The 13,472-nt window shown below is 62.4% G+C and carries 11 protein-coding genes; 5 read left to right on the forward strand and 6 right to left on the reverse strand.

Annotation, left to right across the window (positions count from 1 at the left end):
* Positions 1-39 precede the first annotated feature (39 nt).
* On the reverse strand, positions 40-1,290 hold the full coding sequence (locus IV89_RS14735; protein ID WP_005851376.1) for a Zn-dependent hydrolase: 1,251 nt from the start codon (positions 1,288-1,290) through the stop codon (positions 40-42).
* Between the two features lie 169 nt (positions 1,291-1,459).
* Between IV89_RS14735 and IV89_RS14740 the strand changes: the two genes are divergently transcribed.
* Entirely contained in the window at positions 1,460-2,095 is a 636-nt protein-coding gene (locus IV89_RS14740; RefSeq protein WP_009825997.1) for a TetR family transcriptional regulator C-terminal domain-containing protein, read from the forward strand.
* A gap of 15 nt (positions 2,096-2,110) precedes the next feature.
* Here IV89_RS14740 and preA read toward each other — a convergent pair whose 3' ends face one another.
* On the reverse strand, positions 2,111-3,415 hold the full coding sequence (gene preA, locus IV89_RS14745) for an NAD-dependent dihydropyrimidine dehydrogenase subunit PreA (RefSeq protein ID WP_037943192.1): 1,305 nt from the start codon (positions 3,413-3,415) through the stop codon (positions 2,111-2,113).
* Between the two features lie 20 nt (positions 3,416-3,435).
* Positions 3,436-4,758, reverse strand: a complete 1,323-nt coding sequence (locus IV89_RS14750) for an NAD(P)-dependent oxidoreductase (RefSeq protein ID WP_037943191.1) — start codon at positions 4,756-4,758, stop codon at positions 3,436-3,438.
* Between the two features lie 284 nt (positions 4,759-5,042).
* Here IV89_RS14750 and IV89_RS14755 point away from each other — a divergent pair, with 284 nt between their 5' ends.
* A complete protein-coding gene (locus tag IV89_RS14755) occupies positions 5,043-5,249 on the forward strand; it encodes a cold-shock protein (RefSeq protein ID WP_005851368.1) in 207 nt (68 codons plus the stop codon).
* Between the two features lie 66 nt (positions 5,250-5,315).
* Here IV89_RS14755 and IV89_RS14760 read toward each other — a convergent pair whose 3' ends face one another.
* Positions 5,316-5,966 (reverse strand): arylesterase, encoded by a 651-nt coding sequence (locus tag IV89_RS14760; protein WP_005851366.1) that lies wholly within the window; start codon positions 5,964-5,966, stop codon positions 5,316-5,318.
* A gap of 48 nt (positions 5,967-6,014) precedes the next feature.
* On the opposite strand from IV89_RS14760, the gene IV89_RS14765 reads away from it, so the two are divergent.
* From IV89_RS14765 to IV89_RS14775, 3 genes are read left to right on the forward strand one after another with little or no spacing between them, the layout of a single operon-like run.
* The gene (locus tag IV89_RS14765) at positions 6,015-6,698 is read left to right on the forward strand and encodes an ATP-binding cassette domain-containing protein (protein WP_009825994.1); all 684 of its coding nucleotides are present in this window, start codon (positions 6,015-6,017) and stop codon (positions 6,696-6,698) included.
* The gene (locus IV89_RS14770) at positions 6,695-9,223 is read left to right on the forward strand and encodes an FtsX-like permease family protein (RefSeq protein ID WP_037943188.1); all 2,529 of its coding nucleotides are present in this window, start codon (positions 6,695-6,697) and stop codon (positions 9,221-9,223) included. The genes IV89_RS14765 and IV89_RS14770 overlap by 4 nt, the downstream gene beginning before the upstream one ends.
* Before the next feature lie 33 nt (positions 9,224-9,256).
* Complete coding sequence (locus IV89_RS14775; protein WP_037943186.1) at positions 9,257-10,132, forward strand: inositol monophosphatase; 876 nt, start codon at positions 9,257-9,259, stop codon at positions 10,130-10,132.
* A 66-nt stretch (positions 10,133-10,198) separates the two neighbouring features.
* Here the strand turns inward: IV89_RS14775 and gcvP are convergent, their stop codons facing one another.
* Entirely contained in the window at positions 10,199-13,042 is a 2,844-nt protein-coding gene (gene gcvP / locus IV89_RS14780) for an aminomethyl-transferring glycine dehydrogenase (RefSeq protein WP_005851357.1), read from the reverse strand.
* A 67-nt stretch (positions 13,043-13,109) separates the two neighbouring features.
* On the reverse strand, positions 13,110-13,469 hold the full coding sequence (gene gcvH / locus IV89_RS14785) for a glycine cleavage system protein GcvH (RefSeq protein WP_037943184.1): 360 nt from the start codon (positions 13,467-13,469) through the stop codon (positions 13,110-13,112).
* Positions 13,470-13,472 lie beyond the last annotated feature (3 nt).

The raw sequence follows: 13,472 nt of genomic DNA on the forward strand, positions 1-13,472 counted from the left end.
CTGGCCCCCAGGGCGCGCCCGCTCAGGCCCCCGACGGGTTCAGCCCACAATCTCTGCCGTTTCCAGCACCGCATGCAGCAAAACATCGGCACCGGCCTTGGCCCATTCCTTGGTGATCTCTTCGGCCTCGTTATGGCTCAGCCCATCCACGCAGGGGCACATGACCATTGCGGTCGGGGCCACCCCGTTGATCCAGCAGGCATCGTGACCCGCCCCCGAGATGACGTCCATATGGCTATACCCCAACCGCTCTGCCGCGGAACGGATGGCCGAGACGCAGCCTTCGTCAAAGGCGACAGGATCAAAGCCACCGACCTTTTCAAAAGCGACCTCAAGCCCCATGTCATCGGCGATCTTCTGACCCTCGACGCGCAGGCGCTTTTCCATATCCTCGATCACGCTCAGATCGGGCGACCGGAAATCGACGGTAAAGATCACCTGCCCCGGGATCACATTGCGCGAGTTCGGGTAAACCTCGATATGCCCCGCGGCACCCACCGCATGCGGCGCGTGGGACCATGCGATCTGGTCCACCGCTTCAAGCATACGCGCCATGCCAAGCCCCGCATTCTTGCGCATCGGCATCGGCGTTGATCCGGTATGCGCATCCTTGCCGGTCACGGTGACTTGGGTCCACGACAGCCCCTGCCCGTGGGTCACGACGCCAATGTCCTTGCCTTCGGCCTCCAGGATCGGGCCCTGTTCGATGTGCAGCTCGAAAAACGCATGCATCTTGCGCGCGCCGACCTCTTCGTCGCCCTGCCAGCCGATCCGCTTGAGCTCGTCGCCAAAGCGCAAGCCCTCGGCATCGGTCTTGGCATAGGCCCATTCCTGCGTGTGGATGCCGGCAAAAACGCCAGACGACAGCATCGCGGGGGCATAGCGGGTGCCCTCTTCGTTGGTCCAGTTGGTCACGACCACGGGGTGTTTCGTCTTGATCCCCAGATCGTTCATCGTGCGCAGCAATTCCAGCCCACCCAGCACACCCAGCACGCCGTCATACTTGCCGCCCGTGGGCTGCGTATCCAGATGCGACCCGACGTAGACCGGCAGCGCATCGGGGTCGGTGCCATCGCGCTGCGCGAACATGTTGCCCATCGTATCAAGGCCCATGGTGCAGCCCGCCTCCTCGCACCATTTCTGGAACAGGGCGCGACCTTCGGCGTCTTCGTCGGTCAGCGTCTGGCGGTTGTTGCCACCCGCCACACCGGGGCCGATCTTGGCCATCTCCATCAGACTGTCCCACAAACGATCCGGGTTGATCTTCAGGTTTTCACCGGGCGCGGCCATAGCGGTTTCCTTTGCGTTTTCTACCTTGTGCAAGGCGTAAATTTTTACCATTTGGTAAACCCACGATTGCGGCTAGGGTTAAGTCTGTCAAGAAATGCTTTCCCTTGGGGCCACCCGTCCGAAGTGGGGCGCCGCATTTTCAGGCACTTACACCGAAAGGGGACGCGCCATGCCCGAGACAACCGCCAAGAAAAAGCCCAGCCGAATCCAAAGGCGCAACCGCCGTGTGATCCTGGATGCGGCGCTTGATGTGTTTTCGACCTACGGGTTTCGCGGCGCCACGCTGGATCAGATCGCCAGCGAGGCGGGGCTGAGCAAACCGAATATATTGTATTATTTCAGCGGGAAGGAAGAAATCCACACGACCCTGCTGAGCCAGCTGATGGAGACATGGCTCGACCCGCTGGTCGAGCTGGACGCCGATGGTGACCCGCGCACAGAGCTGTTGGATTATGTGCAGCGCAAACTGGATATGGCGCGGGATCTGCCCCGTGAAAGCCGCTTGTTTGCTGGTGAAATTTTACGCGGTGCGCCCCATATGGAGCCGCGTTTGCAAAGCGATCTGAAACCGCTGTTCGACGAGAAATGCGCCGTTATTTCCGATTGGATGGCGGCGGGAAAGATCGCGCGGATGGACCCGCGCCATCTGATTTTCTCGATCTGGTCGACCACGCAACACTATGCCGATTTCGCGCCGCAAGTCGCGCTGCTGCTGGACGGCGATGCCGATCAACACCAGCAGGCGTCGGACCATCTGCGACTGATGTTCTCGACGTTGCTGACCCCCGCCGCGCCTCAACAGTAGCGGCGGGGGCAAGGGTCACTCGGCCGCCGTTGCCGACGGGTTGTTGGGATGCGTCGTCCAGTTGGCGTAATTCGGATCGACGGGCTTGCCCGTGCGCGGGTCCGTGGTGCCGGGGGCCAGCTCCACCATCGAGATACAATCCTCGACCGGGCAAACATTGACGCAGAGGTTGCAGGCGACGCATTCGTCGTCGATCACGCTGAAGGTGCGATCTTCGGACATGGCAATCGCCTGATGCGACGTGTCTTCGCAGGCGGCAAAGCAGCGCCCGCAGGAGATACACAGATCCTGATCGATTTTGGCCTTGGCGACATAGTTCAGGTTCAGCTGGTTCCAGTCGGTCACATTCGGCACCGCACGGCGCACCAGTTGATCGACCGAAGTCATCCCCTTGTCGTCCATATATTCCGACAGGCCCGAGATCATCTCTTGCACAACCTTGAAACCATAGGTCATCGCCGCCGTGCAGACCTGCACATTGCCCGCGCCAAGGGCCAGAAACTCTGCCGCGTCGCGCCATGTGGTCACGCCGCCGATGCCGCTGATCGGCATATCCGCCGTCTCGGGGTTGCGCGCGATTTCCGCCACCATGTTCAAGGCAATCGGCTTTACCGCCGGCCCGCAATAGCCGCCGTGGGTGCCTTTTCCGTCGATCATCGGTTCGGGCGCAAACAGGTCCAGATCAACCGAGGTGATGGAGTTGATCGTGTTGATCAGGCTCACCGCATCCGCGCCGCCGCGTTTGGCGGCCTCGGCGGGGTAGAGCACATTGGTGATGTTCGGCGTCAGCTTCACGATCACCGGCATGCGCGTGTATTGCTTGCACCAGCGGGTGACCATTTCGATGTATTCCGGCACCTGCCCCACAGCCGATCCCATGCCGCGTTCCGCCATGCCATGTGGGCAGCCAAAGTTCAGCTCGATCCCGTCGGCACAGGTTTCCTCCACATGCGGCAGGATCGCTTTCCACGCTTCCTCCTCGCACGGAACCATGATCGACGCGATCAGCGCGCGGTCAGGGTAATCCCGTTTCACCGCTTTCATCTCGCGCAGGTTCACTTCAAGCGGGCGGTCAGTGATCAATTCGATGTTATTGAGCCCCAGCAGCCGCCGGTCCGCGCCCCAGATCGCGCCGTAGCGCGGGCCGTTGACATTGACGACGGGCGGGCCCTCCATGCCGAGGGTCTTCCACACGACACCGCCCCAGCCTGCCTCGTAGGCGCGGCGGACGTTGTATTCCTTGTCCGTGGGTGGCGCGGATGCCAGCCAGAACGGGTTGGGGCTTTTGATGCCCACGAAGTCGCTTCTTAGATCAGCCATTTGCGTTCTCCTGTAGGGGCTTAGCCCATCAATACCATGTGAATGTCCATCGCCGCGTCGCGCCCTTCGGCGACAGCGGTCACGGTCAGGTCATCGCCGCCGCTCGCACAATCGCCACCGGCCCAGACCCCGTCGACACTGGTGCGTCCGGTGCCATCCACCTTGATCTTGCGCGCCTCCAGCGTTGGCAGCGCGTCACCTTGAAGGGTCTGGCCGATGGCCTTGAACACTTGATCCGCAGCGAGGCGCAGGGTCTGACCCGTGCCCTGCATCTGGTCATCCACATACTCGAACTCGATCTCGCGCACTGCACCGTTGCCGATCACGGCGACCGGCGTGGCATGGGTCACGATCCGCACGCCCTTGGAGGCCGCGAGATCCTGTTCAAACACGCTGGCGTTCATCCGGTCGCGCCCGCGACGATAGACCAGCGTCACATTGAGCGCGCCCAGCAGTTTCGCCTGAATGGCGGCATCGATCGCGGTCATCCCGCCGCCGATCACCACCACGTCACGACCGATCGGGACCGCAGCCACATCGCTCGCCTGACGCAGGTGAGAGATAAAATCGACCGCATCCAGCACGCCGGTCTTATCCTCGCCCTCGGCCCCCAAGGCGTTCACACCGCCAAGGCCCATACCAAGGAACACGGCGTCATAGTCGGCCCGCAAACTGTCCAGCGTCATCGCCGCCCCAAGGGCTGCGTTGTTCTGCACGGTGATGCCGCCGATCTTAAGCAGCCAGTCCACCTCTGCCTGCGCGAAGCCGTCGGGTGTCTTATAGGTAGCGATCCCGTATTCGTTCAGACCGCCGGGCTTGGGCCGCGCGTCAAAGACGGTGACATCATGCCCCATCATCGCCAAACGGTGCGCACAAGACAGCCCCGCCGGACCTGCACCGACCACGGCCACGCGCTTGCCCGTCAAGGCCGCGCGTTCAAACGGATGTGCGCCCTGTGCTTGCAGATGGTCGGTGGCATAGCGCTGAAGCTCGCCGATCTTGACCGGCTTGCCCTCGGCCACTTCGCGCACACAGGCCTGTTCACAAAGCTGTTCGGTCGGACAAACGCGGGCGCACATGCCGCCCATGATATTCTGGCTCAGGATCGTTTTGGCGGCGGCATCCGGTGTGCCCGTGGCGATCTGCCGGATGAAGAGCGGAATATCGATATCCGTCGGGCAGGCCGTGATGCACGGCGCGTCGTGACAGAAGTAGCATCGGTCCGCCGCGACAAGCGCTTCGTGCACATCCAGTGGCGGGTGCAAATCGGAAAACTGCGCGGCATAGACGTCGGCGTCCAGCCGTCCGGCAGCCACCCCCGGTTCAAAGATTTTCTGCGACATTTTTTTATCCCTGCTGTCACTATTTATGCTGAAACGCTCCCACGGAATGATTTTTTTATCAACTGGTAAAATTATTTCATAACTGTGAAATTTCTTGCGCAAATGCCCGCCGGTTACGCGTTTCGGGGCAAAAACTCTTGATTTTGTCCTATTTGGCGCCAAAGTCAGAGGTGCGACGCGAAAGACTTTCGACCCCTCAGCCCTCCGGCGCTGGTGCGATCAAGTTCTGACCGAGCCACGCTGCCGCATAATGTGGGCAGGACAAACACGAGGAGAAACGGGGCATGGCGACTGGCACCGTAAAATGGTTCAATACCACAAAGGGATACGGCTTTATCGCGCCTGATGGTGGCGGCAAAGATATCTTTGTTCACATCTCGGCGGTTGAACGCGCTGGCCTGACCGGGCTTGCCGACAACCAGAAGGTGACATTCGACGTAGAAGCGGGCCGTGATGGCCGCGAAAGCGCCGCGAATATCGCATTGGCCTAACCGGCCCAAAACCGGTTCGTAATATTTTTGACGACGGGCGCTTCGGTGCCCGTTTTTTGTGCAAAACTACTCGTTTTCGTTGATCTGATCGATCAGCGTCAGCACTTTCGGGCCCAAAGCATCAACGATTCTCGTGACGCCTTGCGCGTTCGGATGCACCCCGTCGGCCTGGAAAAACCCGCGCGCCTGCGCCAGATCTGGCGTCTCGCCATTGTCGGACAGGCCGTCAAAGAAGCTGCCCATCAGGCTCGCGTCATATTGCGCGGCCAGATCGGGATAGATGCTGTCAAAGGCGGTTTTATATTCAGGGCCAAAGTTGCCCGGCGCGGTCATGCCGACCAGCAGCACCTCTACCTCGGCGTCTTGGGCGGCCTTCATGATTCCATCCAGATTGGCGCGGCTGACCGCGGGGTCGATCCCGCGCAACAGGTCATTCCCGCCAAGGGTCACGATCATGCCATCGACCTCGGGCGTCATGGTCCAGGCGACCCGCGCCAACCCGCCAGCGGTCGTGTCACCCGACACGCCTGCATTAATCACCGTCACATCCGCACCGTTCTGATCCAGCCAGTTTTGCAACTGCGGCACGAACCCGTCCTCGGCGGGCAGGCCGTAGCCCTGCGTCAGACTGTCGCCCAATGCTGCAATAACAAGCGGTTCCGCCAGTGCGGGGCCTGATAATACCAGAACAAGTGCCGTCGTAACCTTGCGCATCATGGTCGAACCTCCATATCCAACAGGGACCGTATTTCAAAAGGCAGCCCTATGACCGACCCGGTGTTCCAGCTTCAAGATGCATCCCTGAAACTGAATGGCAACGCCGGAAAGGTCGACATCCTACATGGGATCACCCTGGACGTCGCACAAGGAGAGACGGTCGCCTTTACCGGCCCGTCGGGGTCGGGCAAGTCGTCGTTGCTGATGGTCATGGGCGGGCTGGAGCGTGCGACCGGCGGATCGGTGCGCGCCTTGGGCGAAGACCTGAGCACCCTGTCCGAAGACGGGCTGGCCAAATTTCGCCGCGGGCGGATGGGCATCGTGTTCCAGTCCTTCCACCTCATCCCCACCATGACCGCGCTGGAAAACGTCGCCACCCCGCTGGAACTGAACGGCGTCGCCGACGCCTTTGACCGGGCGGAGGCGGAATTGCACGCGGTGGGTCTGGGGCACCGGCTGAACCACTATCCCGCACAGATGTCGGGCGGCGAACAGCAGCGGGTTGCTTTGGCCCGCGCCTCTGCCCCGCGTCCGGCGATCCTTTTGGCGGATGAGCCGACAGGGAACCTCGACAGTACCAATGGTGCCGCGATCATGGAGCTGTTGTTCGATCTGCGCGAAAAACATGGCGCGACTTTGGTGTTGGTGACCCACGCCGATGAATTGGCCGCGCGCTGTGATCGGATCGTCACCCTGACCGACGGGCGGATCGTCAGCGGGACGGGCGCATGAGCCTGCGTCTGGCCGGCCGCTTTGCCCGCCGCGAGATGCGCGGGGGGCTGCGGGGTTTCCGTCTGTTTCTGGCCTGCCTCGCCCTTGGCGTCGCGGCAATCGCTGCCGTCGGCTCTGTCCGCTCTGCGATCGAGGGTGGCTTGCAGCGCGAAGGTGCGGCCCTGCTTGGTGGCGCGGCCGAGATTGATTTCACCTATCGTTTCGCCACCGATGCCGAACGCGACTGGATCGAAAGCCAAGCCAGTGCCGTCTCCGAGGTTGTCGAGTTCCGGTCCATGGCTGTCGCGGGTGACGGGGCCGCCGCTGACCGTGCGCTGACGCAGGTGAAAGCGGTCGATGATCTTTATCCGCTGGTGGGCGAGATGGTGCTGGAACCGGCGATGCCGCTGGAGCAGGCGCTCGGGCTGGAAAACGGCCTGTCCGGCGCGGTGATGGAGCGCGCCTTGTCAGACCGTCTGGGCCTGTCCCCCGGCGACACCTTCAAGCTTGGCGTCAAGGAATTCCGCCTCTCCGCCCTGATCGTGCGCGAACCCGACAGCGCCGCCAGCGGCTTTGCCCTTGGGCCGCGTACCCTGCTCCGGACCGAGGCGCTGGACGGGGCCGGCCTGCTGGCGGAAGGGACGCTGTTCAACTCCAAATACCGGATGCTGCTGCCTGCCGATACCGACCTTGATCAACTGCGCTCTGCCGCCCGTGCGCGGTTCGAAAACAGCGGGATGCGCTGGACCGATGCGCGCAACGGGGCACCGGGGGTGTCGCGCTTTGTCGAACGGTTGACGGCGTTTCTGATCCTCGTGGGTCTATCCGGTCTGGCTGTGGGCGGTGTGGGCGTATCGGCTGCGGTGCGATCTTACCTCACCGGCAAGACCGAAGTCATCGCCGTGCTCCGCGCGCTAGGGGCAGACCGCGCGACGATCTTCCAGACATATTTCATTCAGATTGGTGCCCTATCGCTTCTGGGCGTCGCCATCGGCGTGGTGCTTGGGGCGGTGGCCCCGCTGGTCTTTGCGCCGCTGATCTCTGCGCGGCTGCCGATCCCTGCGGCCTTTGCCATCTATCCGGCACCGCTGGCCGAGGCGGCGATTTACGGGTTGTTGACCGCCTTTGCCTTCACGCTGTGGCCGCTGGCCCGCAGCGAGAATATCCGCGCGGCGACCCTGTTTCGCGATGCATGGGACGGGGCCGCGCGTTTTCCGGCACCGCGCTATGTGGCGATTATCGTGATGACTGTGGCGCTGCTGGTCGCGCTGGCGGGGTGGTTCAACGGCAGTTGGTGGCTGACGCTCTGGACTTTGGGCGGAATCGCAGGTGCGCTTGGGATCCTCACGCTGGCGGCACTGCTGGTGCGGTTTCTCGCACAACGCGCCGCGGTTCTGGCACGCGGGCGCCCGCGGCTGCGTTGGGCCTTGGCCGCGATTGGCGGCAGCGGCGAAGGTGCCGGGGCCGTGGTGCTCTCGCTGGGGCTCGGCCTGTCGGTGCTGGCCGCCGTGGGGCAGATCGACGGCAACCTGCGGCAGGCGATCTCGGGCAACCTGCCCGATGTGGCCCCGTCATATTTCTTTGTCGACATCCAGAAAGACCAGATCGACGGCTATACCAAACGGCTGACCGATGACCCCGCCGTGCGCCGCATCGACAGCGCGCCGATGCTGCGCGGCGTCGTGACCCAAATCAACGGCAGGCCCGCCAAAGAGGTCGCGGGCGATCACTGGGTGGTGCGCGGCGACCGCGGGCTGACCTATGCCGAGACCCCCGATGACGACACGGTGATCACCGCGGGCGAATGGTGGGCGCCTGATTACGCAGGCCCGCCGCTCATTAGCTTTGCCGCCGAAGAGGCCGAGGAGATCGGGTTAGAGCTTGGCGATACGTTGACCATCAACGTGCTGGGGCGCGACATCACCGGCACCATCGCCAGCTTCCAAGAGGTCGACTTCTCGACCGCGGGGATCGGGTTTATCCTGACCATGAACCCCGCCGCCCTGACCGGCGCGCCGCATACCTATATCTCGACCGTCTACGCCGATGCAGAGGCCGAAGCACCTATCCTGCGTGATCTGGCCACCGCCTATCCCAACATCACCGCGATCCGCGTGCGCGATGCAATCGACCGCGTAGCGGCGGTGCTTAGCGGGTTGGCTGCGGCGACATCCTACGGCGCGGCGGCTACTCTTCTGACCGGCTTTCTGGTATTGATCGGGGCAGCCGCCGCCGGGGCGGATGCCCGTCGCTATGAAGCCGCCTTGCTGAAAACGCTGGGGGCCTCGCGCCGCAGCATCGCCGCCAGCTTTCTGATGCGTGCCGCTCTGCTGGGGCTCTTCGCCGGTGCCGTTGCCCTGCTGGCAGGTATCTTGGGCGGATGGGCCGTGAGCCGCTTTGTGATGGACACCAGCTTTGCCGTGGTATGGCCTTCGGCGCTGTTGATCGTCACCGGTGGCGCGCTGGCGTCGATCCTTGCGTCGCTTGGCTTTGCGATCAAAGCCTTGAACGCCAGACCCGCACAGGTGCTGCGCGCCCGCGAATAGATGGAACCGATAGACCGAAAGAGGGATATAACAATGACGCAGACCACCCAGACACTGCCCGCCCCCCTGCCACCCGTTCTGACGGCAGCCCAGCAAACGCATGTGGTGAACGTCCTGCGCCGTGCCGCACGGGCCGAGGTGCTGCCGCGTTTCCGCAACCTCGCCCCCGCTGACATCGACACCAAATCCGGCCCCCATGATCTGGTGACCGCTGCCGATCTGGCTGCCGAGGCAATGATCACCCGCGCCCTCGCCACGGCCTATCCGGATGCGCTGATCATCGGCGAAGAGGCGGTATCGGCCGACCCCGCCCTGCAGGACAAGATCGCTGAAGCCCCGCTGGCCTTTATCCTTGATCCCATCGACGGCACATCGAATTTCGCCCACGGGCTATCGACCTTCGGCATGATCCTTGCGGTCACGCGCTTTGGCAAACCGGCCTTCGGCGTCATCTATGACCCGGTCAATGACGACTGGGTGATCAGCGATGACACCAGCACCCCGCGCTTTGAACGCGCCCTTGGGCAGTCGCGCCCGCTGCGGGTCAGCATGGGCAAACAGATCGAGGACCTCAGCGGTTTCGTTCCGCTGGGGAACTTCAGCAAAGACCTGCGGGGCAAAGTCGCGGCCACATTGCCCAGCTTTGCCAAGGTGAACTCGCTACGTTGCTCGGCGCATGAATACCGTACTGTCGCCCAAGGGCACGCCGATTTCGTGCTCAGCGGGACGCTGCACCCGTGGGACCATGCAGCCGGCGCGTTGATCTGCGCCCAAGCCGGTGCCCATGTCGAGATGCTGTCGGGCGGCCCCTATGACGCGACGCTGCGCACAGGGCATATTCTGGTGACACCGGACAAAACCACATGGAACCGCCTGCGCAAGGTCTTTGCCTTCCTCGCCGACGATTGAGCCCCCAATGCAAAACGGGCGCGAGGTTTCCCCCGCGCCCGTTCGATCACATATATAGGGAACAGCTTACTCAGCCGCCTCTGCGTATTCCTCCATCGGGGGGCAGGTGCAGATCAGGTTGCGGTCGCCATGCACGTTGTCGACACGGTTGACCGGAGGCCAGTATTTGTCGACGCGGAACGCACCGGGGGGGAAGCAGCCCTGTTCGCGCGTGTAGGGACGATCCCACTCGCCGACCAGATCCTCGACCGTGTGCGGCGCGTTCTTGAGCGCGTTGTTCTCGCGCGGCATATCGCCATTTTCAATCGCGCGGATCTCGTCACGGATCGCGAGCATCGCATCACAGAAACGGTCCAGCTCGGCCTTGGTTTCCGACTCGGTCGGTTCCACCATCAGCGTGCCTGCGACAGGGAAGCTCATCGTTGGCGCATGGAAGCCGGCGTCGATCAGACGTTTCGCAATGTCATCCACCGTCACGCCTGCGCTGTCCTCGAACGGGCGCACGTCAAAGATACATTCATGTGCAACGCGTCCCGTCGGCCCTTTGTACAGCACCTCGAACGCCCCTTCGAGCCGCTTGGCAATGTAGTTGGCGTTCAGGATCGCCACCCGCGTCGCCTGCGTCAGCCCGTCACCCCCCATCATCAAGCAGTATGACCACGAGATCGGCAGCAACGATGGCGATCCGTAGGGCGCCGCCGAAACAGCGCCTTCACCGCCGTTCGGATGACCGGGCACATGGGGGATGAGATGTGATTTCACGCCAATCGGCCCCATGCCGGGGCCACCGCCCCCATGCGGGATGCAGAAGGTCTTGTGCAGGTTCAGGTGGCTGACATCCCCGCCCACATCGCCCGGACGCGCCAGACCGACCATCGCGTTCATATTCGCCCCGTCGATATAGACCTGCCCACCGTGGTCATGGGTGATCTTGGTCACCTCGGTCACGGTTTCCTCGAATACGCCGTGGGTGGATGGATAGGTGATCATGCAACCGGCAAGGTTCTCGCTGTGCTTTTCCGCCTTGGCGCGGAAGTCATCCAAGTCGATGTCACCATTGGCCGCCGTCTTGATCACGACCACCTTCCAGCCGACCATATTGGCGCTGGCGGGGTTGGTGCCATGGGCCGACATGGGGATCAGGCAGATGTTGCGATGCCCCTGCCCGTTGGCACGGTGATAGGACGCAATCGCCAGCAGACCCGCATATTCCCCCTGTGCGCCGGAATTCGGCTGCATGGAAATCGCGTCATACCCGGTGATGTCACACAGCTTGGCCGATAGGTCGTCGATCATATGCTTGTAACCAAGCGCCTGATCCTGCGGCACAAACGGGTGGATCATCGAAAACTCGCGCCAGCTGACGGGCATCATCTCCGCAGCCGAGTTCAGCTTCATCGTGCAGGACCCCAGCGGGATCATCGCGCGGTCCAGCGCCAGATCGCGGTCGGCCAGACGGCGCATGTAGCGCATCATCTCGGTCTCCGCGCGGTTCATGTGGAAGATCGGATGAGTGAGATAAGCGCTTTCACGCAGCATATCATCGGGGAACCGATACTGCGCCTCGAATGTCTCGTCGCTGCGGCGGATGCCAAAGGCGCGCCAGACGGCTTCGATCGTCTCGGGCACCGTACGTTCGTCCAGCGTGATGCCGACACGTGTTTCACCGACGCGGCGCAGGTTGATGCCTTCGTCCACTGCGGATTTCATGACCGCGGCCTGCAAGGGGCCGACATCAACCGTCACCGTGTCGAAGAAGGATTTGGGATCGACCTTAAAGCCGGCCTCCTCCAGCCCGTTCGCCAGACGCACCGCCTTGCGATGGATGCGCTGCGCGATAGCCTTCAGCCCCTCGGGCCCGTGGAACACCGCATACATTGACGCCATCACCGCCAGCAAAGCCTGCGCCGTGCACACGTTGGAGGTCGCCTTTTCGCGGCGGATGTGCTGCTCGCGGGTCTGCAGGGACAGACGGTAGGCGCGGTTGCCATGCGCATCGATTGACACGCCCACAATCCGCCCCGGCATTGCGCGCTTATAGGCATCCTTGCATGCCATATAAGCCGCATGCGGACCGCCATAGCCTTCGGGCACGCCAAACCGCTGGGTGGACCCGACGGCGATATCGGCCCCCATGGCACCTGGCTCTTTCAGCAACGTCAGCGCCATCGGATCAGCGGATACGACGCCCAAGGCACCTGCCTCATGCAGCGCGGCCATATGGTCGGTAAAGTCGCGCACATGGCCGTAGGTGCCAGGGTACTGGAATAGCGCCCCGAAGACAGCGCTCGCGTCCATTTTGTCAGGGTCGCCGATGATCACCTCGATATCCAGCGGGGCTGCCCGAGTCTGGATCACGGCGATGTTCTGGGGGTGGCAATCGCGGTCGACAAAGAACGCCTTGGCCTTCGATTTCGACAGGCGCATCGCCATGGTCATCGCCTCGGCACAGGCCGTCGCCTCGTCCAGCAGGGACGCATTGGCGACCTCAAGCCCGGTCAGATCGCTGACCATGGTCTGGAAGTTCAGCAATGCCTCAAGACGCCCCTGGCTGATCTCGGGCTGGTAGGGGGTGTAGGCCGTGTACCATGCGGGGTTTTCAAAAATATTGCGCTGGATCGCAGGCGGCGTCACCGTGCCGTGATAGCCCTGCCCGATCAACGAGGTGAGCACCTTGTTCTTGCCCGCCACCACGCGCATGTATTCCAGCACTTCGCGCTCTGACATGGGCTTGCCGAAATCCAGCGGCTCTTTCTGGCGGATCTGCGCGGGCATCGTGTCATCGATCAACGCGCCAAGGCTTTGTGCGCCGACGGTTTTCAACATGTCCGACATCTCTGCCGGGGACGGCCCGATATGTCTGCGATTGGCAAAATCATACGGCAAATATTCGGTCGGTTTGAAAACCATGGCGCGGGGCCCCTCTTCCAAATGGTATAAAAATCCCCGCCGGAGGCTCCGACGGGGGCAGCGGGATTTACCCGATGAACTTCTGATAGGCGGCTTCGTCCATGAACTCGTCCATCTGGCTCGGATCGGACGCCTTCATCTTGAAGAACCACGCATCGCCCTGCGGATCGTCATTCACCATCGCGGGGTTATCGGACAGCGTGCTGTTGACCTCGATGATCTCTCCATCGATCGGTGCCAAAATATCAGACGCAGCCTTGACGGATTCGATCACGACGACCTCGTCGTCCTTGCTGACGGTCGTGCCTTCGTCGGGCAGTTCGACAAACACCACGTCGCCCAGTTGTTCAGCGGCGTGAATGGTGATGCCAACGACGATCTCGTCGCCTTCAACCCGCAGCCATTCGTGCTCTTCGGTAAACTTCATTCT

It is taken from the genome of Sulfitobacter sp. CB2047 (assembly GCF_000735125.2).
Lineage (GTDB): Bacteria > Pseudomonadota > Alphaproteobacteria > Rhodobacterales > Rhodobacteraceae > Sulfitobacter > Sulfitobacter pontiacus.